Annotated in this window: 20 protein-coding genes; 6 read left to right on the forward strand and 14 right to left on the reverse strand. The window is 59.9% G+C overall.

Translation table 11 applies throughout. The annotated features are described in order from the left end of the window. Positions 1-95: 95 nt before the first annotated feature. On the forward strand, positions 96-821 hold the full coding sequence (locus KQP88_RS09775; RefSeq protein WP_198727307.1) for a FadR/GntR family transcriptional regulator: 726 nt from the start codon (positions 96-98) through the stop codon (positions 819-821). A 148-nt stretch (positions 822-969) separates the two neighbouring features. On the opposite strand, the gene KQP88_RS09780 is transcribed toward KQP88_RS09775, so the two are convergent. The 12 genes from KQP88_RS09780 to KQP88_RS09835 form a co-directional block, all read right to left on the reverse strand. Beyond that, complete coding sequence (locus KQP88_RS09780; protein WP_216705522.1) at positions 970-1,692, reverse strand: oligogalacturonate-specific porin KdgM family protein; 723 nt, start codon at positions 1,690-1,692, stop codon at positions 970-972. A gap of 133 nt (positions 1,693-1,825) precedes the next feature. Beyond that, positions 1,826-2,590 carry an ABC transporter ATP-binding protein gene (locus KQP88_RS09785; RefSeq protein ID WP_198727303.1) on the reverse strand — a complete coding sequence of 255 codons (765 nt, stop codon included), beginning with the start codon at positions 2,588-2,590 and terminating at the stop codon, positions 1,826-1,828. A gap of 10 nt (positions 2,591-2,600) precedes the next feature. Next, on the reverse strand, positions 2,601-3,440 hold the full coding sequence (locus KQP88_RS09790) for an ABC transporter ATP-binding protein (RefSeq protein WP_198727301.1): 840 nt from the start codon (positions 3,438-3,440) through the stop codon (positions 2,601-2,603). A gap of 19 nt (positions 3,441-3,459) precedes the next feature. Continuing rightward, entirely contained in the window at positions 3,460-4,365 is a 906-nt protein-coding gene (locus KQP88_RS09795; RefSeq protein ID WP_200993042.1) for an ABC transporter permease, read from the reverse strand. Then, positions 4,365-5,402: an ABC transporter permease gene (locus tag KQP88_RS09800; protein ID WP_025259706.1), complete on the reverse strand. Its 1,038-nt coding sequence runs from the start codon at positions 5,400-5,402 to the stop codon at positions 4,365-4,367. Before KQP88_RS09800 ends, KQP88_RS09795 begins: the two co-directional genes overlap by 1 nt. Positions 5,403-5,433: 31 nt before the next feature. Continuing rightward, positions 5,434-7,056 carry an ABC transporter substrate-binding protein gene (locus KQP88_RS09805; RefSeq protein WP_200993040.1) on the reverse strand — a complete coding sequence of 541 codons (1,623 nt, stop codon included), beginning with the start codon at positions 7,054-7,056 and terminating at the stop codon, positions 5,434-5,436. A gap of 76 nt (positions 7,057-7,132) precedes the next feature. Next, positions 7,133-8,287, reverse strand: a complete 1,155-nt coding sequence (locus KQP88_RS09810; RefSeq protein WP_200993039.1) for a mandelate racemase family protein — start codon at positions 8,285-8,287, stop codon at positions 7,133-7,135. Between the two features lie 322 nt (positions 8,288-8,609). Then, positions 8,610-10,295 carry an ABC transporter ATP-binding protein/permease gene (locus tag KQP88_RS09815; protein ID WP_216705523.1) on the reverse strand — a complete coding sequence of 562 codons (1,686 nt, stop codon included), beginning with the start codon at positions 10,293-10,295 and terminating at the stop codon, positions 8,610-8,612. Further along, entirely contained in the window at positions 10,292-13,111 is a 2,820-nt protein-coding gene (locus tag KQP88_RS09820; RefSeq protein WP_216705524.1) for a M16 family metallopeptidase, read from the reverse strand. The genes KQP88_RS09815 and KQP88_RS09820 overlap by 4 nt, the downstream gene beginning before the upstream one ends. 46 nt (positions 13,112-13,157) lie before the next feature. Next, positions 13,158-15,992 (reverse strand): TonB-dependent receptor, encoded by a 2,835-nt coding sequence (locus KQP88_RS09825; protein ID WP_216705525.1) that lies wholly within the window; start codon positions 15,990-15,992, stop codon positions 13,158-13,160. Positions 15,993-16,146: 154 nt separating this feature from the next. Then, positions 16,147-17,184 (reverse strand): AraC family transcriptional regulator, encoded by a 1,038-nt coding sequence (locus KQP88_RS09830; RefSeq protein ID WP_216705526.1) that lies wholly within the window; start codon positions 17,182-17,184, stop codon positions 16,147-16,149. Between the two features lie 8 nt (positions 17,185-17,192). After that, positions 17,193-18,107, reverse strand: a complete 915-nt coding sequence (locus tag KQP88_RS09835; protein WP_200993034.1) for a GGDEF domain-containing protein — start codon at positions 18,105-18,107, stop codon at positions 17,193-17,195. A 395-nt stretch (positions 18,108-18,502) separates the two neighbouring features. Between KQP88_RS09835 and KQP88_RS09840 the strand changes: the two genes are divergently transcribed. The 5 genes from KQP88_RS09840 to KQP88_RS09860 all read left to right on the forward strand — a co-directional run bounded on the left by KQP88_RS09840 (position 18,503) and on the right by KQP88_RS09860 (position 25,034). Continuing rightward, positions 18,503-21,019: a TonB-dependent receptor gene (locus KQP88_RS09840; RefSeq protein ID WP_216705527.1), complete on the forward strand. Its 2,517-nt coding sequence runs from the start codon at positions 18,503-18,505 to the stop codon at positions 21,017-21,019. A gap of 41 nt (positions 21,020-21,060) precedes the next feature. Further along, positions 21,061-22,989: a phytase gene (locus KQP88_RS09845; RefSeq protein ID WP_200993032.1), complete on the forward strand. Its 1,929-nt coding sequence runs from the start codon at positions 21,061-21,063 to the stop codon at positions 22,987-22,989. An 86-nt stretch (positions 22,990-23,075) separates the two neighbouring features. Next, a complete protein-coding gene (tolQ, locus tag KQP88_RS09850; protein ID WP_216705528.1) occupies positions 23,076-23,786 on the forward strand; it encodes a protein TolQ in 711 nt (236 codons plus the stop codon). A gap of 10 nt (positions 23,787-23,796) precedes the next feature. After that, on the forward strand, positions 23,797-24,243 hold the full coding sequence (gene tolR / locus KQP88_RS09855; protein ID WP_216705529.1) for a protein TolR: 447 nt from the start codon (positions 23,797-23,799) through the stop codon (positions 24,241-24,243). Further along, positions 24,240-25,034 (forward strand): energy transducer TonB, encoded by a 795-nt coding sequence (locus KQP88_RS09860; protein ID WP_216705530.1) that lies wholly within the window; start codon positions 24,240-24,242, stop codon positions 25,032-25,034. The genes tolR and KQP88_RS09860 overlap by 4 nt, the downstream gene beginning before the upstream one ends. Positions 25,035-25,054: 20 nt before the next feature. On the opposite strand, the gene KQP88_RS09865 is transcribed toward KQP88_RS09860, so the two are convergent. Further along, positions 25,055-26,092, reverse strand: a complete 1,038-nt coding sequence (locus tag KQP88_RS09865) for a FecR family protein (protein WP_253950571.1) — start codon at positions 26,090-26,092, stop codon at positions 25,055-25,057. 76 nt (positions 26,093-26,168) lie between these two features. Beyond that, on the reverse strand, positions 26,169-26,648 hold the full coding sequence (locus tag KQP88_RS09870; protein WP_198725959.1) for a sigma-70 family RNA polymerase sigma factor: 480 nt from the start codon (positions 26,646-26,648) through the stop codon (positions 26,169-26,171). Between the last annotated feature and the right edge of the window lie 100 nt (positions 26,649-26,748).

Raw genomic sequence — 26,748 nt, forward strand, 5'->3', positions numbered from 1 at the left:
GTCCGTGTCGGGTTGCTGAGTATAACCGTAGTCATGGTGTGTTTTGTGTCGTGATCGCAGCCTATACTGCGGCATTAGATCGAATTGAGGCTGCAATGTCGGACAACGTCGTTTCCTCGCAGAAAAACCATCGCCGTCTGGCTGAAACCCTGGTCGACCGTTTCGCCCAGCGCATGCGCGATGGCGTGCTGCAGCGTGGCGAGAAGCTGCCTTCCGAGATCCACATCATGGAAGCCGAAGGCGTCAGCCGAACGGTGGTGCGCGATGCCCTGTCGCGGATGCAGGCGGCAGGGTTGGTGGAAACGCGCCACGGGGTAGGGACCTTTGTGTTGGACATGCCGCCACCTGAAGGCTTTTCGGTCGGGCCGGCGACCATCGCGACCCTGTCCGACGTGCTCAATCTGCTGGAGTTTCGCATCAGCCTTGAAGTCGAAGCGGCCGGGCTGGCTGCGCAGCGTCGCAGTCCTGAAGCCTTGCTGGAACTCAAGCGGGCTTTCGATGCGCTGCTTGAAGGCCCGGAAAAGTCCGGGACTACCATCAATGCCGACTTCCAGTTTCACCTCAAGATCGCCAAGGCTTCGGGCAATGCCTACCTGATCGACATCATGAAACACCTGGGCACCAAGCTGATTCCGCGCACCCGCATGAATTCCGCCTACACCGGGCAAAGTGATCGCAGCGCCTACCTGGCCGGGATCAACGCCGAGCATCGGCAGATCTACAACGCGATTGCCGAAGGCAATGTGGATGCGGCCCGCTCGGCCATGTACCTGCACCTCAACGGCAGCCGCATCCGGTTGCGGCGTACTCATAGCGAGTAGAAAGTTTGTTCGCGATTGAATTGTCTGTTGTGGGAGCGGACTTGTCCGCGAAGACGGCTTCCCATACAGATAAATCTGTGTGGGATGTTCCGGCCCTTCGCGGATGAATCCGCTCCCACGGCTGTAGGAGCCAACTGGTGATGAAGAATCAGAGGAAGTTGTACTGAATCCCCACCCGTAACCTCAACTGACGCTTGTCATCCTCGGAATCGACCTTGATGTCGCCGACCTCGAAGAACGGCACCCATTGCTTGCTCCAGCGATACTTGAACGCCGCATTCTGTTCGTAGTCGCTGGTGCCGTTGTCGTAGCGGATGTAGTCGGCATCGAAATAGGTGAGCTGGTACTCGTAGGTCCATGGCCCCTTGGTCGAGTAGTTGATCCAGATGTCATAGCGATTGATTGACTGGTTATCCATCGCATTGTCGGGCATGGATTCGTTGATCTTGTCCCGGTCCAGCTTGATCGAGTCATAGCGGTAGCGGCCTGAAATGCTCAGCGTATCGGTGACTTTGTAGCCGACCTTGATACCGGTCTTGTAAGACGTGGACTTCTCGATGCTTTCCAGGGCCAGGGAAGGCGTCACGGTCCATTGGTCGTTGAGCTTGTGCTGATAGCTGATCGTCAGCTCATGGCCGTTGCCGACGGTATTGTCGAACGCCACATCCTGGCGGTCGCCCGCCGTCTTGTACTTCAGCTCACCTTCAAAACCCCAGCTGCTGTCCAGGCGTGTGCCGAACTTGACCCGGTCGGAGTGCATGCGGGTGCTTTCCGCGTATTGATGTCGATAGTTGATGTAGCCGCTGTCGGCATAGCTCCAGGCAGATGGCAACAGGGCGGACAGGGAGAGCAGAGCGATTGATTTTTTCATTTTTTTATTCTTGTTTGATTGAAGGTCTGGGTGTGTTGGAGCAAATCGCGGGCAGCCGAATCCCGCAGCCGTTCTGGCCTGGGGTCACGCTGTCAGCGGTGTTCGGTTTTTCAGGTCGTCAGGCGACGACCCCTCAGCCGGTGAGTCGTACGTCCATGTCGCGGCTGGCCTGGATCAATAATCGGGAATACTCGTGCTGCGCCTGGTTGTTCACCAACTGGCTGCTGTCGAGGGTTTCCAGCACCTGGCCCTGCTGCATGACTGCAACCCGGTCGCAGAGGTGCGCCACGACGCCGAGGTCGTGAGTCACCATCAGGTAGGTGAGGCCTTGTTGCTGACGCAGGTCGGCCAGCAGATTGAGGATTTCGGCCTGTACCGAGACGTCCAGCGCCGAGGTGGGTTCATCCAGCAGCAGGACGCGGGGTTCCAGGATCAATGCCCGGGCAATGGCCACACGCTGGCGCTGGCCGCCCGACAGTTGATGCGGATATCGAAAGCGGAAGCTTTCATTGAGGCCCACCCGTGACAGCACTTCGCAGACACGCCGGTCGCGCTCGCCGATGCGATGGATGCTCAGAGGCTCCTTGAGCGCCGCATCGATGGTGTGACGCGGGTGCAGCGAGGCGTAGGGGTCCTGAAAGACCATCTGCACGGTCCGGTAATGGCTGGCGTCCAAGTGACGGCTTACCGCCCGACCGGCCACGCTCAGGTTGCCGGTCCAGTGCTGGTATTGCCCGGCCAGGCAGCGCAGGACCGTGGTCTTGCCCGAACCCGATTCGCCAACCAGCCCGAACGACTGGCCTTCTGCGACTTGCAGATTAACGTCACGCAACACCTGATTCAGTCCTGGACCAGTACCAAAACTCAGGTTCAGTGAATCGACTCTGATCATTGCCATGGGATCATTCTCAGTGGGTGAGCCAAAGGGGATCGCGTTGCAGGACCGGCAGGCTGGCGCGTGGACGATCCAGGCTGGGCAGGGCGGCAAGCAGGCCCTGGGTGTACGGATGACGGGCGTGGTCCAGTTCGCTGGCCGCCAGGGATTCCACAACCCGCCCGGCGTACATCACCAGAACCCGGTCACAGAAGTGCCGAACCATATTCAGGTCATGGCTGATGAAAATCAGCCCCAGGTCGCGTTCGCTGACCAGTTCTTCCAGCACATTGAGCACCTGACGACGCACCGAGACATCCAGTGCCGAAGTGGGCTCGTCGGCGATGATCACTTGCGGATCGGTAATCACCATCATGGCGATCATGATCCGTTGCCCCATGCCGCCGGAAACCTCGTGAGGGTAGAGGTCGTAGACCCGTGCCGGGTCGCGGATATGCACCTTGGCCAGCATGTCCAGGGTGCGCTCGCGGGCTTCCCGTGCCGACACCTTGTGATGGGCCAGGTAGGCCTCGGCAATCTGCTCGCCGACCTTGATCACCGGGTTCAGCGAATATTTGGGGTCCTGCATGATCATCGACATGCGCCGACCGCGAATGCCCTGGATCTGCTTCTCGCTGCAACTGAGCAGGTCGGTATCGCCAAAGCGCAGGGTTTTGGCGGTGATGCGGGCGCTCGATGGGTGCAGGCGCAACAGGCTGCGGCCTACCGTGGATTTGCCCGAGCCGGACTCGCCGACGATGGCCAGTTTTTCCCGACCCAGATTGAACGAAACATCGCGTACCGCCGCCGTTGTCTTGCCAGCATTGGTGAATTCGACGCGCAAGTCTTCTACCGCAAGCTTTATCTGTGACATGGCTTTTACCTTGTTTTTGTTATTCGCTGCGTGGGTCCAGAACATCGCGCAGGCCATCACCCAGCAGGTTGAAAGCCAGGCTGACCAGCATGATCGTCGCGCCGGGTGCTGCCACCAGCCACCAGCTTTCCAGCATGTAACGTCGGCCGCTGGAGATCATCGCGCCCCATTCCGGCAGTGGCGCCTGAGCGCCCAGGCCCAGAAAGCCCAGTGCGGCGGCGGTGAGGATGATGCTGGCCATGTTCATGGTCAGGCGGATGATCACCGAGGACAGGCACATGGGGATGATGTGGCGACCGATGATGCGTAGCGCCGATGCGCCCTGCAGCTTGACCGCCACCACGAAGTCGGCGTTGCGCAGCGACAGGGTTTCAGCTCGCGCCAGACGTGCAATGGGTGGCCAGGCGGTCAGGGCAATCGCAATCACCGCATGTTCCAGGCCCGGGCCAAGCGCGGCGATGAACGCCAGTGCCAGAACCAGGCTCGGGAATGAGATGAAGATGTCGGTGATGCGCATGAACAGGCTGTCGACCCAGCCACCGAAATAGCCGGACACGGTGCCGATCAGCAGCCCGATCGGGCCGACGATCACGGTTACCAGCATCACGATGTACAGGGTGATGCGCGAGCCATAGACCAGACGGCTGAACACGTCGCGGCCATATTCATCGGTGCCGAACCAGTTCTCTGCGCCCGGTGTGCGCAGGGCGGCGGAGAGATCCTGGGCGAGGGGATCGTGAGTAGCGATCAACGGAGCGAACAGCGCGACCACCATCAAGGTGCCGATCACGATCAGGCCCGCCAGAGTCATCGGGTTGCGCAGGAGAAAGCGCAGCAGGCGTGAACAGCTGGCGGTGAAGGCCGCGAAGCTTGAAGCCGGTGCCTGGGTCATGGGCTTGATGCCGCTTGCAATGGACGTATTCATCAGCGGGTTCTCGGATCGAAGACTTTGTAGAGGGCGTCGCTGATCTGGTTCAGGATCACGAAGATCAGACCGATCAGCAGCACGCAGGCCATTACCGCATTCATGTCGCCCAGCAGCAGGCTGCTGGTGAGGTACTGGCCGAAGCCCGGCCAGGCAAAGACCGTTTCGATCAGCACCGCGCCCTCAAGCAGACCGCCGTAGGCCAGGGCGACGATGGTCAGCAACTGCACGCGAATGTTGCGGAAGGCATGACCCCAGACGATCCGCCGCTGTGACAGGCCCTTGACCCGTGCGGTGATGATGTATTCCTGGGAAAGTTGCTCAAGCATGAAGCTGCGGGTCATGCGGCTGATGTAGGCCACCGAGTTGAAACTCAGGATCACGGCCGGCAGCAGGATATGGCGCAGTGCGCTGCGAAAGGCTTCCCAGTCGCCGGACAGGGCCGTGTCGATCAGCAGCAGTCCGGAGCGGGTTTCGATCAGGCCGTCATAGGCCAGGCCGATACGACCGACGCCACCGGCCCAGCCCAGCCAGGCGTAGAACACCAGGAAAGCCATCATGCCCAGCCAGAAGATCGGCGTGGAGTAACCGAACAGCGTGATGACACGGGCAATGTGGTCGCCGGTGCGGCCCTGGTGGGTCGCGGCATACACGCCCAGTGGCAGGCCGATCAGCACGCCGAACAGGATTGCCAGGGTCGCCAGTTCCAGAGTGGCCGGGAACACCCGGGCGATGTCTTCGATGACTGGATGCCCGGTGAGCAGGGCCTTGCCCAGATCACCATGCAACAGGTCCTTGAGGTACAGGCCGAACTGGGTCCAGAGCGGTTTGTCCAGGCCCAGTTCCTGATAGGCCTGGGCGTAGGCGGCCGCATCGGCGTCAGGTCCGACGATGGCCAGCACCGGGTCCAGTGGCATGACCCGACCGATGAAGAAAGTGAGCAAAAGCAGTCCGAACAGGGTCGCCGCCACTGATCCGCCGCGTCGGGTGCCGTTGGCGACCCGACTGCTCAAAAGTGAAAATGATGCACTCGACATAATGATTCCTGCCTTCGTTGAACCCATGAGGTCAGCGTTGCTTGTAGACATCCCGCAGGCGCGTGGTGGCAGCGCTGTGGCCCAGGTATTGGCGTACATCGGCGTGGATCACCACTTCATCGGTCATTTGCGAGACCGGCATGATGGGGCCTGCCTTCTGGTCGTAGAGCGTCTGGATACGCTGGTACAGGCTGAGCTGTCTGGCCGCATCGCGCTCCTGTTCGGCCTGCTCGATCAACTGGTTGATCTCGGCGCTGTAGAACGAGGTGCGCCAGCCCTGAAAATTGCTCAGCTTGGCCTGCTCGCGGTTGTCCGGGTTGTAGATCAGGGCCCGCAGGCTGGAGTGAGGATGGCGTTCGGCACCGCCGCCACCGCGACCGACCAGAATGTCGAAGCGACGATCACGCATGGCGCCGTAGATCTGGTTGCCGGTGCCGGTGATGATCGTGGCCTGGATGCCAGCCTGGGCGAGGGTGGATTGCAGGCTGGTGGCGATATTGATGAACGGAGAATCGGTGAGTGAGCGAATGGTGATCTTGAAACCGTCGGGATGCCCGGCTTCGGCCAGCAGGCGCTTGGCCTGGGCGACGTTGAGCGTGTAGCCCGGATCGTCCAGGCGTGCCGCGAGGCCCAGTTGCAGCGGGCGCTGATTGATCAGGCCGTAGTGAGGCATCACCACGTTATTGATGCCCTGATAGTCGATCAGCGAACGAATGGCCTGACGCACCCGGATGTCCTGAAACAACGGCTGTTCCATGCTCAGGGCCACGTAATAGAGCGTGCCGCGAGGGATGGTCTGTACGCTGACTTCTTCGGAGCGGGTCAGGGCCTTGATGTCGGTGGCGGCCATGCCGCGTGCTACATCCAGATCGCCGCGCTCGACCATCAGGCGCAGGGCCTGTGACTCGGTCATGTTGCGCATGATCACCCGACGCATCTTGGCCGGCCCGCGCCAGTATTGATCGAAGCGAGTCATGAGGATCACGTCGTTGGCCCGCCAGATGTCCAGCTTGAAGGCCCCGGAACCGGCTGTGTGCGTGGTGAGCCAGGCTGCGCCCTGGTCGTCACCCTGGGCATGCTGCATGGCCGTGACGCGATCGATGACAAAGGCACTTGGCGACGTTGCCAGTGTGTTGAGCACCAGCATCGGGTCGGTTGCTTTGGGCAGTTCGAGAACGAAGGTCGAAGGCCCTTCGGCGCGCATCAGTTGGCTGACGTTCTGCGCTGTATAGCCATAGGCTTTCCAGGTCGAGGCAAGGGCTTTGTTGAGGGTGACTACGCGCTGCAGGGACCAGGCGACATCCTGGGCAGTCAGCGGGTTGCCGGAATGAAAGGTCACGCCAGGGCGCAGGTGAAAGGTCAGGCGCATGCGGTCCGGGCTGATTTCCCAGCGTTCGGCCAGTGCCGGGATCAACTGGTCCGGGCGGGCGGCGTCCTGTTCCAGCAGCATGTCGTAGACATTGGAGTTGACCTCCGACACCTCAAGGCCGGTTGCGCCTGCGGGGTCCAGGGACAGGAGGTTGATCATGCTCATGCCGACCACCAGTTGATCGACAGGTGTTTCGCCCCGTGCAGTGGCAGGCGGGGTGTGCAGAAATGTCGCCGTCAGGGCGAGGCATAGCAGCCAGGGCAGGCGCTTGGGCCAGAGTTTCATGGGGGCGGTCCTTTTTTATATTTATAAAGACACTTTGACGAGGGGCGCTCTGATCGCCCCTCGTGGTACAGCTGGTTCAGTAGCGTTGCAGTGTGTGAGTCTCGATATAGCTGAAGTTGATGTCTTCGCCCAGCCCCGGTTTTTCGGAAAGGTGCACGAAACCGTCGCTGTCCATGGGGTCGACCAGGGTATTGAGGTAGGCCGGCACCTCATCGTATTCAAGGAAGGGGTGCAGCAGGCCGCGCTCGTACCAGCGGCAGTTGCTGATGGCGCCGACCACGCTCAGGTTGGCTGCGCCGTTGCCGTGGACTTCGCAGTCCATGCCGAACGATTCGGCCAGGTGCGCGACCTTCATGCACGGCCCGATACCGCCGACGCCCGCCACACCGGCGCGCAGGATATCGCAGGCCTTGTTGCTGACCCAGCTGGCGCGGCTGTGATATTTGCCGGCAATGCTTTCCGGGCCGAGCACGGGAATATCCAGGTTCGCGGCGAGCCAGGCATAGGACTCGCTGGAGTCTTCCATCATCGGTTCTTCGAACCAGGCAAAGTCGAGCTTCTGCAGTTCACGGCCTATATAAAGGGCGTCGGTCCGGCTGTACCAGTGATAGCCGTCGAGCATCAGGGCGATGTCCGGCCCCACGGCTTCGCGCACGGCGGCGCAGGCCTGGACGTCCATCTGTGGGTTGGGAGCGAAAGAGATCGGCGGCATCCAGGTGTGCAACTTGATGCCCTTGTAGCCACGCTGGACCAGCTTTTCGGCGAACTGGCCGTATTCATCCGGCGTGGACAGGCCGCCCGGGATGTCGTCGCCGCACATGGTCGAACCGTAGGCCAGTACCTTGTCGCGATAGCCGCCCAGCAATTTGTAGACGGGCAGTTTCAGTGCGCGCCCGGCCAGATCCCACAGGGCTTGTTCAACCAGCGCCAGAGCGCGATCGGTGAACTGGCTGGCGCTGCCGCGTTGCCAGTGAGCCAGTTCCTGCCAGATTTTTTCCCGGTTCATGGGGTTCTGGCCGATCAGAACCTTCTTCACGAATGACTCGATGATATGTGGGCGAATCAGCTCGGGCGCACCAAAGGAAAAGCCTTCGCTGCCATCGTCACAGGCGATGCGCAGCATACCCATTTTGACCGGTTTCTCTTCGCCTGGATGAGCGTGCCCGGCGCTGTCCACGGCGCGGCGCGAGGGGTAGGTAAAGACATCGACACTGACGGAGGTGATTTTCATGGAGCCCTTCATTGGTCTTGTATTTATAAGGAGGTTATTCGTATGTCGTCATACAACATTGAGGCGATTATTTGCAGAAAACAGGAGGTCGGTCAATAGTGGTGTGATGACTATTTTGATTATTCGCGGTTTTTATAGGTGATTATGAAGGTTGTCATACAGGTAAAGGGATGACGTCCCTCTTGTTATCATACCTCTATGGGCGGGTAGGAGCGGATTCATCCGCGAGACGTCATTGAAGGCCTCTCGCGAATAAATTCGCTTACGGAATTATTTTCAGAAGACGCCGGGAGCAGAGGCTCCCGGCTTTTTGAGGCGGGGGTCAGGCGAGGGAGGGTTTGGCGTGCAGGGGATTGCTGGTCTGTAGATCCAGAGTGCGCTGGAAGAGGTTTGCCACGCTGGGCTGATGGCTGATGCCGATCACCAGCGTGTCAGGCAGTTCCTGTCGCAGGACGTTGAGCAGATGGCAGGCACTCTGGTCATCCAGTTGGTTGGTCGCTTCATCCAGATACAGCGTCTGCGGTGCATTCAACAAGGCACGAGCCAGGCCCAGGCGTTGCTGTTCGCCACCGGACAGCTCCCGTGTCCACTCGGTCTGCTGGTCCAGGCGCTGCTCCAGCTTCGACAGGCCAACCTGATGCAGCACCTGCACCAGGCGCGCATCGGACGGGCATTCGGTGGCCGGGTAGGTCAGTAACTGGCGCAACGGCATTTCCGGCAGATAAGGCTGTTGCGGAATCAGCAGGCTTGATCCGCCCGGCAGTTCCCAGGTTCCCCGGTAGTAGGGCCACAGGCCTTGCAGGGTGCGCAGCAGGGTGGATTTGCCCAGGCCGCTGCGGCCTTCGATGCGCAGCCATTCGCCTGCCGTGGCGCTGGCATTGATGTTGTCCAGCAGCACGCTGCCATCGGGGCGGTGGATTTGCAGGTCATCGATCCGCAAGGCCACAGTGCGTTCGATATCGCGAACCTGACCACGGGTGGCCTCGATGGCCTGATGGAACTGGCCAAGCCGTTCCACCGTGGCGCTCCAGGCGGCGAGCCGTGGGTAGACGTCGATAAACCAGCTGAGCGAGCCTTGCACTGCCGTGAAGGCGCTACGGATCTGCATCAGGCCACCGAGGGTGATGGTCTTGGCCAGAAAGGCGGGCAGGGCGGCGAAGACCGGAATGATGCGGCTGACCCGGTCATAACTCACGGTGAAGAATTGCAGCTTGCGCATCCGCTCCATGAGCTGCCACCAGTTGCCGGCGATGTGCTCGAAACGTTCGCCCAGCTGGCGTTTCTCGACAGCTTCTCCGCCATACAGTGCGATCTGTTCGGCATGGTCGCGCTTGCGCAGCAGGCTGGCTCGAAAATCCGCTTCGTACCGCTGCTGCTGAAAGTTCAGCGGCTGCAACGGGCTTCCGAGATAGTGAGTGAATGCCGTGCCGAGCACCGTATAAATCACGGCCGCCCACAACAGATAACCATGGATGGTGATGTCATGGCCCAGCACCTGGAAGTTCAGGACCCCCGAGAGGTTCCACAACACGCCAGCAAAAGCCAGCACCTGAGCCATGTTGATGATGAACGATGCCAGCAGCTCGACGCTGCGATCCACCAACAGGTCCACATCCTCGGCAATCCGCTGGTCGGGGTTGTCCGGCTCGCCGGTCAGCCCCAGACGGTAATAGGCCTGACCCTGCATCCAGGCATCGATGGTGGTTTTCGTCATCGCCCGACGCCAGCGCAGTACCAGCGCCTTGCGCAGCCATTCCAGATAGACAACGATCACCACGTAGCCTGCGATGTACAGGCAATACTGGCCCATCAGCGAGTACAGCGCCTCGGTCTTGAACTCCCCAAGGGTGTCGTAGAACGTCTTGCTCCAGGCGTTGATCCAGACGTTGATCTGCACCACCAGCAAGCCCATGCCGATCACGCTGAGCAGCAACACCCAGGACAGCCATTGCCTGCGGTCCAGCCAGTAAGGGCTGGCCAGGGCGTAGAAGGTTTTCAGGGTTTTCATTGACCGGCTACCGCCTCTTTCGGCGCAGGCAGCAGGCGGAATTGCACCAGGTTCTGCTGATCGAACAGCTCACCGGCCAGACGCTTGAGCGCCGGAACTGTCAGGGCGTCGAGCAATTGTTGTTGCTGGCTCAGGTAACGCGGGTCACCCCAGTAGCGATCACTGAGAATCAGGCGGCGCATCTGGGTCTGTGGATCGTCACGGCGCAGTTTTTCCTGATGGATCAGGTTCTTGCGGGCGGTCACGATGTCTTTTTCGCTGATGGTCTTTGGCAGCCCGGCAAGCGTGGTTCGGGCCAGTTGCCAGAGCTCTTCGACACGGGCCGGATCGGTGCTGAAGTTCAGGCTGGTTTCGATGCGTTGGGTCTGTTGATTGAGCGTGCTGTCAAAGTTCAGGCGATAGACCCCCGAGGCTTCGCCCCGAAGCTGCTGCTTGAGAGCGGCGAAAGCAATATCCCGCAAGGTCGCGATGCGTGCGGCGTCCACCGGTGTCCAGGCGCGAGGGTGGTAGCTGAAGGCATGCAGCACCGCACGAGGCTCGATGCCGATGGCCATTTCCTGAGCGTGGTAGCCGCTGCGCTGCTGTTGCTGGCTGGTCTTGAGGTCTTTGCCGCGCGGGATACCGGCCAGTTCCTGTTCAACCAGAGGCTGGAGAGCGCTGGCGTCGATATCAGCCATCAGGTAGTAGGTCACCGGTGCCTGACTCAAGCGTTTCCAGTCGTTATCCAGATCCCGGGGTTGTACGTCCTGAAGGTCGGCAATGGTTGGCGTCTGCCAGTTATCCTGACCGTATTGCAGCTTGCGCAGGGTTTTGTCCTGTAGCTCGCGAATATTGTCTGTATTGCGTGACTGACGCTCGATCAGCTCGTCCCGTGCCTGCTCGAAAGCCTCGCTGTCGATGCCGGCGGGTGACTGGCTCAGACGATAGGCTTGCAGCATGGATTGCAGGCGCTGTTGTACAGGAAGGTCTTTTTTCGCATCGTTCGTCGAGAGGTTCAGTTGCAGGCGAGCGGCTTCCTGATCGAGCGAAAAGCTTACGCCATGCTCTTTGCGCCAGCGGCTGATCTGTTCCTGGTTCCAGCCTTGCGGAGCGCTCTGGGCGGTCAGTTGCGTCGCCATCTGACTGCGCCAGGCCGGAATCTCGGCGGTCATGAAACCGGCGCTGGAGTCTGCTTTCATTTCCAGTCGACCGTTATCGCCATTGCGTTTGAGCCACACCAGGCGGTCGCCGTTGCTCAGCTGCCAGTATTCGACATTCTGTTCGGCGAATGCCTTGCGTTTCACCACCTGTCCCTTGGCCGCAGCCGCAGGCAAGGCGGGCAGGGCGTCGGGTGTTGCCGGAGCCACTGCCGTTTCGGTTTGCGGTGCGTCCAGCGGGCTGCCTTGAATGCGCGCCAGCAGACTGTTTACGGCTTCGACCGTAGGCAAGGTCAGCGGGCGCAGGCCAGGGGCCGAGAGTTGCAGAACCCGGTCCTGGCTGTCGGTCCAGCTTTTCAGGCGCTGATTCAGGTCCTTGAGGTCGATGCTGTCCAGGGCTTCCAGGTACTGCGTGGCGATGTCGTGGCGGGTGAGCACGACGCGACTCTGATTCGCGGCATCATTGAGATAGGTCACCCATTTCTCGAAGCTGCGTGGTTCGTCGTTTGCCAGCATCTTTTGCGCGATGGCCCGCAGTTCCTTTCTTTGACGGTTCAGGTCGGCATCGCGCAGGCCAAAGCGCCGGACACGCTCGATTTCCGTCAGCAGTTGCTTTAACGCAACTTGATGGGCGTCACCTTCCACACCGGCAGCAATGCCCAGCACGCTGGAGTAGTCGCCGATCAGGCTTTTCTGTGCGGTCAGGCTGCGCACGCCGGTTTCCCTGGGCTGGATACGCAACTGTTCAAGCAGGGCTGACAGGGTGATGCGGTCGATCAGGCGTTCGCGCAGGCCGTCTCGGGTCGGAGCGCGACTGGCAGGTTCATGCAGACGGAACAGCAGGGCCACTTGATTGGTGCCACTCTGGCTGTCCTGCAAGCGGACGACTTTCAGCGTGTTGTCGAGAGGCAACTCCCGATAGCTTTTCTCGGGCAGTTTCCCGGCTTTGGCCTTGCCGAACCAGTGCTCGATACGAGTGGGCAGGGTGGCTGGATCAATGTCGCCGACAATGGTCAGGACCATATTGTTGGGCACATACCAGCGCTGTCCGAAGCTCTGAAGTTCGGCCAGTGTGGCCGAGCGAATCGCGGCTTCGTTGCCGATGGTGCGATGCTCCGGGTAGCGGGAGCCGATACGTTGCGAGGCGGTGCGCTGATCGTTCATGCGCTGGGCGACACCCAGGCCGCCACGCCACTCTTCGATGACGACCGGGCGCTCCTGTTCCAGATTGTCTGCGGTGTAGTCATGGGCCAGTGTCAGGGTCGAAAGCGCCTGCAAGGCCTGCTCGGTCTGGGCCGCGCCACCGGTCGGGCTGAGCATGTACAGGGTGCGGTCGTAGTTGGTCATGGCGTTGTAGTTACGCCCCTGAGCCCAGCCCCACTGATTCATGAGTGTGCGGATGTTTGCATCCTGACCGGCACGGTTGTAGAAGTTCAGGTGCTCGACCATATGGGCGACACCCACCTGATCATCTTCTTCGTCCACGGAGCCGGCCTTGACCGTCAGACGCGCATCGATGCGGCCGCGCTGGCTGGCTTCACGAACCAGACGGTATTCCAGGCCATTGCTCAACTGACCGCGTATGACCTGTGGGTCCCAGGTCTGGGGTTGCGGGCTGCCGGGAAGCTGCGCGCAGGCACTCAGCACCAGGCCCGACAGGCTCATGATTATTTTTTTCATCAGGAATCTCGGTTAAAGCGTTTGGGGCGTGTTGGTTATTGCAGGCTCAGAAGCGGTAGCCGACTTCCAGCCAATACTGGCGACCCACTTCATAAGTGCTGCGAGCACTGTTGCTGATGATCGGGTTGATCTTGTCGGCAACGTTGGTCACGTCTACGGCAACGAAGGCGGCCTGATCCTTGCCGGTGGGCAGTTCCCAATCCAGGCGCATGTCCCAGGTGGGTGCGCCCTTGACTCTTGCCGTTTCGTACACGGCGACATCGTCGCCATCTATGACGACGTCATCGCCTGTATTGATGATCTGGTCGTAGCCTCCGCGGTAGCGGAAGAAGTTGCTCCAGGTCAGATTCAACTGCGGGATCTCGGTGATTGTGGTCATGCGGGCAGTCCAGGGACGGTTGAAGTCACTGGCAGGAAGGTCTGTGTATTTCATCCTTTTGCCGTCATAGAGCACGTCCTGATTGGTATACATCTCCGAGTTGATCGCATCGTCGTAGTTGCCATAGGCATCGCGAGTGCGGGACCAGTCGAAGGCCATCTGCACGCTGGTTCGGGTGCCCTGGAACTTGAGTTCATGCAAGGGCGTGATGCTCAGGGTGATGTTGTCGCTCTCACTCTGTCCTTCGTTGGTGTAGGTGTAGTACTCGGTTGCATAGCCAGTCTCGGTCGACAATCCCTGAACACGGGCCAGGGAGCGGTTGATCTTGTCTTTGCCCTTGCGGTTGACATATTTCAGGCGAAAGTCGGTATCCAGCCAGCGCTGGTCGATGCCCAGAGTCAGTTCGTCGTCATAGGGAATATCAAGCGTGGTGAACTTGTTGGTGCTGGCCTGGCGGGTACCCACCCAGGCACCGGTCTGGGTCTCGCGGGCGTAGCTGGTATTGAGTGCCCCACGTCCGTCTGCCAGACGGTATTTGTAGAGGTTGCGACCGTAATAGCGGTTGGCACCAAAGACCAGAACGGTACTGCGGTCCCCGAACAGGTCGTAGTCACCGGAGAAGCGCGGAGCGATATTCTTCTGCTCCATATAGTCGTCGCCCTCGAAGCGCAGGCCCGGGCGCAGGGTCAGCTTGCCGACTTCAATCTTGTCCTGAACGAAGAATGCGTATTTGTTTTCCGTCAGTTCAATCTTGCCGGCTTCATAGGTGGTCATCCGGGTCGCATATTGGCGGATGTTGCCGTTGAGCTGTCGGCCTATCGAGCACAGCGAATCGTTACCGGCGCAGGTGGCGACATTGTCCCTGCGGAATGTGGTTGCGGAAATCACGTCGTCGAGGCGTTCCCAGGTGGCGACCTGATGCGACAGCTCCATGCCCGTCGTCAGACTGTGGGTGGTGCCTGCAATCTGGATGGGGAACCAGTCGGCCTTGGTGTTATAGGTGATACCGCGCTGAGTCTGTTCGAGCGATCCCGATGACCCCTCGGCGCTGCGGGCGGTGTTGCTGTTGGGGTTGCCCCAGTTCTTTTCCGTCGAGTAATACCAGTTGATGTATTCGTCCGACTCCGCATCCCGTGAACTGGTCAGGTTGGTTAGCGCCAGTTTGTTGGTCCAGACGGCATTGTCGCCTTGCCATTTGGTAGTGATCGCACCCTGAAAACCACCGCCTTCGGTGGTGAAACCGGAGTTGATGCGGTTGGCCCGGAAGTAATAGTTTTCTTGTGGCGCATAGGTCAGGGAGGTGTCGACGGTCAGTCGCTCACTGGCGTTCCAGTAGGTCTTGAGCAGGTAGTTGTCGATGCGCCGGGTCTGATCCTTGCTGTTGGGCTGGGTCGGGCTGTTGTAACCGTTGTCGTAGGCATTGAGCGGAATCGTGGCGCGCTTCTGGGAGAAGTTGAGGATGGCCCCGAAGTTCTCGGTCAAATGGCCTTCGAGTGTGCCACGCACCGTGGTTTTCTCGAACTCGGGCTGGTACTGCTCATCCGTCGACGTTTCGAAGCCTTCCTGGTCGTTCTTGCTGATGTGGTATTTGGTCCACTCCGAGCGGGTCATCGAAGCCGATATCTTGCCGTGCATTTCCTGAGTCGGTTTGCGGGTAATGGCATCCACCACACCGCCATTGAAACCGCCGTATTCGGCAGGCACGTTGCTGTCGTAGACCCGGACTTCTTCAAGCAGGTCCGCATCCAGCGCAATGCCGTGAGAGCGGCTGGGTGCCGAGTCGAACTGACGAATCGAGTTGTAATCGTGCTCGCCCGGATCCAGGTCGTTATTGATCGAGATGCCATCGATCATGAAGTTGTTCTGATAGAACTTGGCACCGTTGATGCTGACGTCCGCCGGGTCGATTTCACCGGGGGCATTGGAGCTCTGCTGGGCATTGTTGAACTGCACGTTGGGATGCATGCGCAGCAGGGTCGTGATGTCGCCGTTGGCACCGGGGAATGCCTCGATGGCCTTGCGACCGATGACGGTCTGCCCCTGGAAACTGTTCTCTTCCGGCTCGCCCAGTACCACCGTGCTCTGCAACTCCATCGCTGCATCGAAACCACCGGTCCGGGTCTTGTGAAACACCAGGCTGCCTTGTTCATAGCCCCAGCCAATGCCGGTGCCATGCAGCAGTTTCGCCAGCGCCTGTTCACTGCTCATCTGGCCCTGGACGGCTTGTGAGTAAAGGCCGCCCAGCAAGGACGGGTCGACGCTCACTTGCAGGCTGCTCTGCTGGCCGAAGCTGATCAGTGCGGCCGAGAGCTCTTGCACCGAGATATCAAAACTGTGACGGGTTTGCAGGATCTGCTCACGCTCGCTCAGCGGTTCGCTGGCCATGACGGTCTGGCTGCTGATCATCCAGCACAGGCTCAAGGCACTGAGTTGTGTGGCGTGATTCAGGTGTTTGCGAATCGCTGCGCCCAGGCTTCGCGATGGCTGAGTGTTCGGTGTCATCCCACGTCCCCGTACGGGCTAAAACCCGCATTTTTGAATGAGAATTGATCTCAATGTTATGTGCGAGTCAAAGGACGGGGCAGCGCGGGAAATTTTCAGAAAATAATTAAAAAAACTTCATGAAGGGCGGGCGTGGGCCATTTTCAGACCGTTTTCAGTCGAAATTGAACAGGCGCTGGATCAGTTTCGGTGTGCTGCCGGTCCAGCGTTTGAAGGAGCGGCGGAAGTTGGCAGGGTCGTTGAAGTTCAGGTATTCGGCGACGGCTTCATTGCTCAGGCCCTTGATCTGGTACAGATGCAGAGCCACATGCTTGCGGGCCAGATCGTGCCGGGCCTGGAAGCTGGTGCCGTGTTTCTGCAGTTTGCGCTTGAGGGTTGCCGGGCTCATGGCAAAGGCCTGGGCAACCTGATCCAGGCTGGTGGCCTCGCGTACGTTGTCGCGCAGGTAGCGGTAGATCCGGTCCGGCAGGCTGGCGTACATGCCCAGTGCTTGCAGTTGTGCGCCGGCTTCCTGCTGGGCGACCTGTCCGGCAATTGGCGACGCGCCCGGCCATGGGCGGGTCAGGCATTCCCTGGGAAGCCGCATCATGTCCAGCGGCCGCCCGAACGAAGTGTTTTCCCCCAGATGTACCCAGTACTGTTCGACGTAGCGTGGTTCGTCATGACAGAAACTGCATTCCCAGGGCAGACGCTCACCGCCCAGGCCATGGCTCATGGCGATCAGCGCAGTCATGCCGGCTTCCAGCACAAACTGTTGTTGCTCGCCTGCGCCGCAACTGTCCAGCCAGTAGAGATAGGCATAGTGTTCGTCCAGTTCCAGTCGCGGGGTCAGCAGCGGGCTGAGCAGTGCCTGATGCTGGATCAGTATCTCCAGGGCCTGATGCAGATTGCGGGCATGGCGCAAGGCATGGCTGGCAGCGCCGTAATGTCCTGGAAACAGGCGCTGGCCAAACAGGAAGCTGGTGTCGTCGGCATCCATCTGCTTCCGGGCATTGGCGATCAGGGCGAAGAATTGCTGCGGGCTCAGGCGCGTCTTGCCCGCGATGATGTCCTCGTAGAACAGGCCGGTGCCCTTGAGCAGGCGATGACTGTCGATGCCCCGTGACAGCGCCAGATCGATCAGGGTCGCCGGCTGGTAGTGGCCGGGAATGAATCGGCTGTCGATTTCGTACCAGTCGCATTTGATGGTCATGGCAGGCCTCAGGCTATTCGCGGCAAAGGTTGCCGGGCGCGAGCCAGCGAAAGATTGAGGCGCTTGAGCAGGTTCTCGGGCGTCTCGTCCATGGCCATTACCGCGGCGGTACTGGCCGAGAGGTGAAGCCGCTCGCCCTGTTGCCGGGTCTTGTGGGCCAACCCGGCAACGGCTTGCTGCAATTCCAGGGCAAACAGTTTTGCCTGGCTTTCGCCGGTATTGGGCAGCAACACGACAAACCGGTCGCCCGCCAGGCGACAGAGCAGATCCTGACGCCTCAGGTTCAGCACCAGCAGATGGCTGAGCGCCGACAGGACTTCATCGCCTTCGGTATGGCCGAACGCCTGATTGATGGCGCTGAAATTATCGATATCCACCACCACCAGTGACAGCGGTTGCTGATTACGCTGGCTCTGTTCCAGGCTGATGACCAACTGGCGCTTGAGGTAATCGGCACTCCCCAGCGGGGTGAGTTTGTCGAACAGCCGATGTTCGCGAAAGCCGCGCTCACGTTTCTCCATCTGGGCGCTGATCGCCAACTGTTCCCGGTGCCAGTGATAAATGCCGATGGTCAACAGAATCAGTCCCACCGGCATCGGGCCGGACTCCAGCCAGTGATCCCAGCCGATGTCCTTGGGCAAGCGGATGAATTCGTCCAGCGCATCGATCCACCAGGAAAAGAACACGCAGCTCAGGCCCACCGACAGGTAATTGGTCACGCGCCCGGCCGGGCGGCTCTTGAACACCAGGAACAGCCAGATCAGCGCCAGGAGTGCAGAGCCACCTTCACCGATGATATCCAGCCATTTCCACTCGCTGACGTACTTGATATCGCCAAAAGCCAAAAAGGCGAGCAACCCCATATTGGCCGCGACCATCAGCAGGGCGAGTTTTCCGCGGTGGGGTTTGAGGATGCTGAACATGGCCTGACAGGCTCCCGGAGCGCTTGATGTCGGTCAGCACACCAGATGACTGTGACACTTGAGTGACGGGACACAGGGTCGAATCGGCTCATGGGAAGTGCAGGAGTCAGTTCGCTGCCGCGCTGCGGCCGGGTAGGAGCGAATTCATTCGCGAGACGTCATTGAAGGCGACATATCGCTGTCGGATGTACTGTTTTCGCGAATAAATTCGCTCCCACAAGACTTCAAAAAAGTTAAAAATCCAGGGTCAAATCAGCTCATTCCCCCTCCAATACCCTCGATTTCAGGGCTTTCCGGCATTTCCTGTCACGGAATCGTCACGCCTCGACTCTAGCTTGCGCCTCCAGTTGCCGGGTCATTTGCCTGGCCCATCGTGAAGCCTGGAGAGGACAGACATGTACAAGCGCCGCAGCAGGGCACAACTGGTCGGCTACACACTCAGCGCACTGGCCCTGGCGATTGCCAACGAGCGGCTTCAGGCTGCCGAGGTCGATGCCACCGAGCATGTCCAGGTCGTGGGACAGGCGGCAAGTATCGACCAGGCGCTCAAGGAGCAGCGCTCTTCGGACAGCATCAAGAGTGTGGTGCATGCCGATGGCGTGGCCCAGTTACCGGACCAGAACGTCGCCGAAGCGGTGCAGCGCCTGCCGGGGATCAGTGTTGAACGCGATCAGGGCGAAGGCCGTTTTGTCACCGTGCGTGGCCTGGCTCCCGACCTGAACAGCGTCACCATCAACGGCACGCTGGTGCCTGCGCCGGAAAGCGGTCGTCGGGCTGTGGCACTGGATGTGCTGCCTTCGGAGCTGGTGCAGTCGCTGTCGGTGATCAAGACCCTGACGCCGGACATGGATGCCAACTCCTTGGGCGGCACCGTGGATGTCGAGAGCCTTTCGGCTTTCGATCACAAGGGCCTGTTCTATACCGGCAGCAGCGAAGCCAGTTATGACAAGAACAGCGGCCAGACCAGCCCCAAGTTCTCTGGTGCGGCCAGTAACCGCTTCAGCCTGGGCGATGGCATAGACAACTTCGGTGTCGCGGCAGCCCTCAGTTGGCAGAAGCGCGATTTTGGCTCCGACAACGTCGAAACGGGCGGTGCCTGGGATGGCCAGAGCCTGCAGAAATTCGAGCAGCGCAACTACGACATCAGCCGCGAGCGAGCAGGCGGTGGTCTGAACTTCGATTACAAGCCGGACGATGTCAGCAGCTTTTATCTGCGGACCCTGTACAGCCGCTTCAAGGACGATGAAGTCCGCACCACCAATGGCTTCGAATTCGACAATGCACAGGCCGCCGGTACGCTGGGCGATGCCGAGGGAACCCGCAAGCTCAAGGCCCGTACCGAAACCCAGGAGATCAAATCCTTTGTGTTCGGCGGTGAGCGCATGTACGACCTGTGGACGGTCAGCGGTCAGGCCGGTTACAGCGAGTCCAGTGAAGACAGCCCGGGCCATATCGCAGGTGCCACTTTCGTGGGCAACAATGACTTTGCCAATACCGGTTTCTACGACAGCGAAAAGCCGCGCCCGATTGTCGGCTCCGGGTTTTACGACGCTTCGAACTTCACCCTCGACAAAGTGGACTGGGAAAAGCAGAACACTAAAGACAAGGAAAAGAATCTGCGTCTGGATCTGGCCCGCGATTACGATTTCAAAGGCTATGCCTCGCAGTTCAAGTTCGGTGGCAAGGTCAGCCGACGTGACAAGACCAATGATCTGGAAGTCTGGAAATACGAGGACTTCGATACGCTGGGTCTGACCTCCAGCGATCTGAATCTGACGCAATTCCAGAAGGGCACCATCGATTACCGGCTGGGCAATTTCGGCAATGGCATCAGCGCCAGTTCCATCAAGAACTTGCTGGGCGGGTTGAACGCGGCGGACTTCTACGATGAGTCGGAGTCGAGGGCCAATGACTTCACCATCAGTGAAGACATCAATGCCGGCTACTTCATGAACACCATCGATGTCGACAAGTGGCGCTTCATTGCCGGCCTTCGCTACGAAGGCACCGAAATGGACGCCAAAGGCACTGGCGTGCGCGACGGCGCATTCGAGTCGACCCAAACTCGCCGCGATTATCACCACTGGCTGCCGGGCCTGCATGCCCGCTATCAGATCGACAAGAACACACAGGTGCGTGCGGCCTGGACCAAAAGCGTGGTGCGTCCGACCTTCGGCCAGCTGGCACCGGGTTTTGTGATCGACGATGACGAAGCCAGTTTTGGTAATCCGGACCTGAAACCGCTGGAGTCCAGCAACCTGGATCTGGGCATCGAGCACTTCATGGGGCGTGCCGGTACGGTTTCGGCCCTTGTGTTCTACAAAAACATCCAGAATTTCGTTTACAACACCGATCTTGCAGGTACGGGCCAGTGGGCGAATTTTTCCGAGGCCAACACCTATGCCAACGGCGACAAGGCCAAGCTGTATGGCCTTGAACTGGCTTACTCGCAGAAATTCGACTGGCTGCCTGCACCCTGGAATGGCTTGCTGCTGGGGGCCAACGCCACGTTCAGCCGCTCGGATGCCAGCATCAAGGGCTTCGACCAGAGCACGGGCACCAATCGCAAGCGTGATATTGATCTGCCGAGTCAGTCCGACACGGTTGGCAACCTGATGCTGGGCTGGGAAAACGACAAGCTCAGCCTGCGTCTGTCGGCCAACTACAAGTCGGCCTATCTCTATGAGCTTGCGTCCATTGGCGACAAGGATCATGACCTGTACGTCGATGGCCAGACCTTCATCGATTTCAGCGCTCGTTACTCCCTGACCAAGAACCTGAAAGTCAGCTTCGAGGCGCAGAACCTCACCGATCAGCCGTACTTCGTCTACGCCGGCCATCACTCCCTCAACAGTCAGTACGAAGAGTACGGCCCGACCTACAAGATCGGCCTGACGTTCACTCATTTCTGATCCGCGCTGCCGGATAACCCTGTTCAAGGATTCAAGTGTTCATGAAGATTTTGTTGCCACGTAAAACGGGTTGCCTGTCGCTTTTGATCGGCCTGATGAGCGCCGCCGCACAAGCTGCGCCAACTCCCGAGATGAACATTGCGCGCTGGGCCGAAAGCGAACCGTTCAAGGCGCACTCCGTGGGCTTTCTGCCCGGCAGTGACGGGACGAAGCGCCTGGCGGCCAGTGTCAAGACCGGTCTGTTGTTGCTTGATGAAAAGGGTCACCAACTGGCCCGGATGCCAGGCTCTTATCAGGCCCTGGACAGTCGTCAGGCGGGAGAGACGGCATGGGTGGCGACACTGGACAATCTGCGCCAGCAACCGATGTTGAGCCGCATTGATCCTGTCAGCAATCAGTGGTCAAAACCGGTTTACCTGCCGGCTCGGGATTACGCGGTCACCGGCTTGTGCCTGTATCGCGATGACGCCAGCCATCTGTTTCTGTTTCTGGTGGGTGAAGAGGGCAGGGGTGAGCAATGGCTGGTAGGCAGCGGCGATAACCTTGATGAAACGCCGCGTCTGGTGCGCAATTTGCCGCTGCCGCCCAACGCTGAGTTCTGCCAGGTTGACGATGGGGCCAATCGCTTGTTCGTCAATGAACAGAACATCGGCTGGTGGGCTTACCCGGCGCATCCCGAGGCCTATGTGGCGCGCACGCCGGTTGCCTTGCGCGAGCCCTTTGGCACGGTCAGACAGGCGGCAGGTGCCATGGCGGTCGTTCCCGGCGGCTTGCTGGCGCTCGATCCCAAGGGCAAGGCCTTGCACCTCTATCAGCAGCAGAAGGATGGCGAGAGCTGGTCATCGGTGGCCGAGCTGTCGCTGATGAACCTGAAAAAGCCCGAGGGCCTGTCGGTTCATGAAAACCGCAATGGCCTGCAGTTGCTGCTCAACGATAATGACGGCGACCGCCTGTTTGAAGGCGAACTGAGCTGGAAACCGAAACCGGTCGCGCTGGCTGCGCCATTGCCCGGCGTGGCGGCTGTCGCCCAAAGCGAGCCCGTGGCACGTCAGGGCGATGCGGCTGACGATCCTGCCATCTGGATTCACCCGAAAAATCCGGCGCAAAGTCGCGTACTGGGCACCAACAAGAAGCAGGGGCTGCTGGTTTATGACCTCAAGGGCAAGCAGCTTCAGGAACTTGATGTCGGACGCCTGAACAACGTCGATGTACGGCCAGGTTTCATGCTGGGCAAACAGAAGGTCGATCTGGCGGTGGCCAGCAATCGTGATCGCAACAGCCTGAGTCTGTTCAGCATTGATCGCAGCAGCGGAGTGCTTCGCGAGGCGGGCGAAATTCCCACGCCGCTGGCGCAGATCTACGGCATCTGTCTGTTCCAGCCGGCCAGTGGCGAGATTTATGCCTTTGCCAATGACAAGGACGGCAGTTTCCTGCAGTACCGGATCAGCGCGCCTGATGGCAAGGCGAGGGGAGAACTGGTGCGCAGCTTCAAGGTGGACAGCCAGCCGGAAGGTTGCGTGGCCGACGATCAGCGCCAGCGGCTGTTCCTCGGCGAGGAAGACGTGGGTGTCTGGGCGGTGGATGCCCGGGCGGATCAACCGGCAACGCTTTCCAGTGTGATCAAGGTCGGCGATGTGGTGCATGCCGATGTCGAGGGGCTGGCGCTGTATCAGAGCGAGCAGCATGACTATCTGGTGATCTCCAGCCAGGGCAATGACAGCTATGTGGTGGTGGATGCCGAAGCACCTTATGCGCTGCGCGGTGCATTTCGTGTGGGCCTCAATGCCCGGCTCGGCATCGACGGGACTTCCGAGACGGACGGTCTGGAAGTGACTTCGGCCAACCTCGGCGGGCCATGGAGCAAAGGCATGCTGGTGGTTCAGGACGGACGAAAGCGTATGCCCGAACAGGCACAGAACTTCAAGTTCGTGCCTTGGGCCGATGTCGTGAAGACCCTCGCTCTGCCGTAAGCCGTTTGTCATCAAGCAGTGATAAACAATCGATTGATACCGGCACCGGCCTTGAGCGCAAGGTGCCGCATACAAGGAATTCCAAAATGCACGCCACGCTGGAACACATGACGATCTGGGGCCTGATCAGCAACGCCAGCATACTGGTCAAGGCTGTGATGCTGACCTTGTTTATGGCTTCGCTGACCAGTTGGTATCTGATCATTCAACGCAGCCTCGCATTGCGGCACGACGAACACTCTCTGGATGCTTTTCAGCAGCGCTTTCGTCACGAACCTGAACTGACTCTGCTGCATAACGAGGCCTCTGAGGCTCGTGAACAGGCCAACGGCATTCAGCGGATTTTCCAGGCAGGATATGCCGAGTATCAACAGCTCAGGCATCGCCCGGGCATCGAGCCTGATGCCGTATTGTCCGGCGTCGAGCGCTCGCTTCAGGTGGCGATCAGCGAGCAGGAACTGCAGCTGGAAAAGGGGCTGCAGTTTCTTGCCACGGTGGGTTCGGTCAGCCCGTATATCGGCCTGTTCGGTACGGTCTGGGGCATCATGAATGCGTTTATTGGCCTGTCTCAGGTGCAGCAGGCCACGTTGTCCACGGTTGCGCCCGGAATCGCCGAAGCCTTGATTGCAACCGCCATCGGCCTGTTCGCAGCCATCCCAGCCGTCATTGCCTACAACCGCTTTGCTGCACGTGGCCAGACGCTTGCCTCCCGTTACTACAGCTTCGGCAACGAATTGCAGGTGCGTCTGAACCGGACCTTGCAAGGCCTGACTCGCAACATGGCCGCTGCGGCCTGAGGGACTTTCCATGCTGGTCAAACCCCAACGCAAACATGGCCCGAAAGCCGAAATGAACGTCGTGCCCTATATCGACGTCATGCTGGTGCTGCTGGTGATTTTCATGGTGACGGCGCCGATGCTGACTCAGGGCGTTAAGATCGAACTGCCGAAAGTCGCCAGCGAAGCGCTGCCCACCGACACCAAGCAGCGCATCGTGACTCTGTCGGTCAAGGCCGAGGGCGGTTACTACTGGAACCTCGGGGAAAACGTCGACACCCATGCGCAGACCGATACCGCGGCCAGCCTGGAAGACATGCAGGAGCGCATCGCCAGTCTGGTGGCCGAGCGCGCCGACACCCAGGTGTTCATCCGCGCTGACGACAAGGCCGATTACGGGCGTGTGGTCGCCGCCATGGCTGCCTTGCAGCGCAACGGCGTGACTCATCTGGGACTGGTGACAGAGGCCCCGCAATGAACACCATGACACTGGAACTCGAGTCTCGTGGCTCCAGGGCCATGGACTGGAACACGCTACGCAAGAACGGACTGGCGGCCGCCATTGCTTTTGGCCTGCATGGCGCGGTACTGGGCGCATTGCTGTTCGGCTGGAGCCTTCAGGAAAAACCACCCGAACCGGTCAGAACCATGACGACTCAACTGTTCATCCTGCCACCCGCACCAGCACCTGCGATGATTGCTCCCGCACCTGTCATTGAGCCTGTGGTCGAGCCAGCGCCTGTCGTCGCCAAACCCATCGAGGCGCCCCGGCCACAGGTGGATACTCAACGCCAGGCTCGCCAGCTCGAACAGGCCGCACTGGCGCGCAAGCGTGTCGAAGAGCAAAAGCGCGAGCAGCGCCAGCGGGCTCAGGAGATCGAGCAGCAGCGTGTGGCGCAGCAGCAACAGGCCGAGCAACAACGCCAGGCCGAACAGGCCAGACAAACCGCCGAACGCGCCCGCCAGGTCCAACAACAAACGGCGGCCGCCGCCGACAGCAGCCAATACCAGCCTCTGAGCAAGGAAGCTCCCGACTATCCCCAGCGCGCGTTGGACAAAGGGATCGAAGGCGACTGCACCGTCATCTACGACGTTTCACCTCAAGGGCGGGTGGTCAATCCACAGGTCCAGGGGACCTGTCATCCACTGTTTATCAGGCCATCAATGACTGCGGCCGAAACCTTCCGGTATCAGCCGCGAATTGTGGAGGGAAAGGCAGTGACGGTTTCGGGGGTGAAAAATACGTTTCATTACCGGATCAGTCAGTAAAGCGGTAGTTCGTTTCAAACCTACCGCGAAATCACCAGCACCCAAGGCCCCCAGCCTTCGACCTTCGCCCCATGAGGTTGCGCCATTGCACGCAAGGCGGCTTCGGGGTTGCTGGTGTCATAAACGCCGGTAATGCGTTTATCGGCCAGTTGCAGGTCTTTTATCCAGAGGGTGCCGGGCAGGTAGCGGCGCAGTTCGTCGACCACTTCGGCCATACGGGCGTTGTCTGCGATGAGCTGGCCGTTGCGCCAGGTGGCGATGCGGTTGGCAGGCAGGGTTATCAGTTTTATCTGGCCGTTGCTGCGGTTGAAGTCCAGTTGCTGGCCTGCGGTCAGGCCTGGATTGAGGATCCGGTTCGAGCCATGTTCGGTGACTTTTACCGATCCGTGCTGCACGCCCACTTCGATGTTCTTCTTTTCCAGGTCGACATTGAAGGCTGTGCCGGTCACGGTCACGTCAAGGTCGTGTGCCCGTACATTGAAGGGCTTGCTGCGATCGGGTTTGACCTCGAAGAAGGCTTGCCCATCTAGCAGGCGAATATCGCGGCGGGTGGCCGTGAATTCAAAGGCAATGGCGCTGTTGCTGTCGAGCACGGCACGGCTACCGTCCGGCAACTGGATTTCACGTCGTTCGCTGGCAGTCTGGAAGTCAGCCTGCAAGGCCGTGTTCAGGCTCGGAGCCACGGCAGCCACCAGACAGGCGGCCAGCGCTCCGCCAACGGCCCAGCTCAAGGTGCGTCGGCGTCTTGGGCGGGCGGCGAGATGAGCTGGTGGTGCAGTAGCTGCCGCTACAGGCGGAATCGGCGGCCATTTATGGGCCGTAGCCGGAGCAAGCTGGCCGGTCAGGCTCCAGACGCGCTCGGCCTTGAGCAAGGCTTCGGCATTTTCCGGTGCGGCCTGCAGCCAGTCCTGAAGTTCAGTCTGCAAGCCGGCATCGTCGGGTGCCTCACGGACACGCATCAGCCAATCCAGGGCAATATCCAGACGAGCTTGGCGAGGTTCGGCTTGCGGCATGTCCGGCAAGGCTCCAGCGGTATAAAAGGCGTGGGAGGGTCGCACACTATGGCTCCCTTCTGCAAAAGACGTTTGGCCCGCATTTTTTTTCAGATTTTCCTGAAAATTCTTTGAATGGGGCTCAGCCATTGCCTCGCTCCAGCCAGGCTGCGCAATGACTCAAGGCATCATGTACCAGTTGATGCGTCAGCCCCACCGAGATGCCCAGCGCTGTGGCGATCTGTTGCAGGGTGTAGCCGCCGAGGCGATGCATCTCGAAAGCCATGCGGGTTCGTTCCGGCAATTGCGCCAGCGCATCCGAGACTTGTTGCAGTTCGTCATGGCTGACCGCTTCCTGTTCGGGGGAGGCGGTAGTGGCCGGCAGTTCTGCCAGCAGGGTGTCGCCGTCGGGTTGGCGCTTTTCGGTGGCGATGCTGCGCGTCAGATCCAGGGCCAGATTGCGTACGATGCGATACAGATAGCCGACCGGGTGGTCGATGGTGGTGTCTTGATTGGGCCGACCATTGAAACGCAACCAGGCTTCCTGAACCACATCTTCGGCGCGAGCACGGCAACCTACGATGGGCGCGGCATAGTCCACCAAGGCTGAGCGATGCGCCATATAGAGGTCAAGTTTGCTGGCGGACGAATCCACTGGGGTTGGTGCTCATATCCCGTGGGAAGGTGCGACATGTCCTACCCGAAAGCGAGCATGCTACCTG

Source organism: Pseudomonas lijiangensis, assembly GCF_018968705.1.
GTDB classification, from domain to species: Bacteria; Pseudomonadota; Gammaproteobacteria; order Pseudomonadales; family Pseudomonadaceae; genus Aquipseudomonas; species Aquipseudomonas lijiangensis.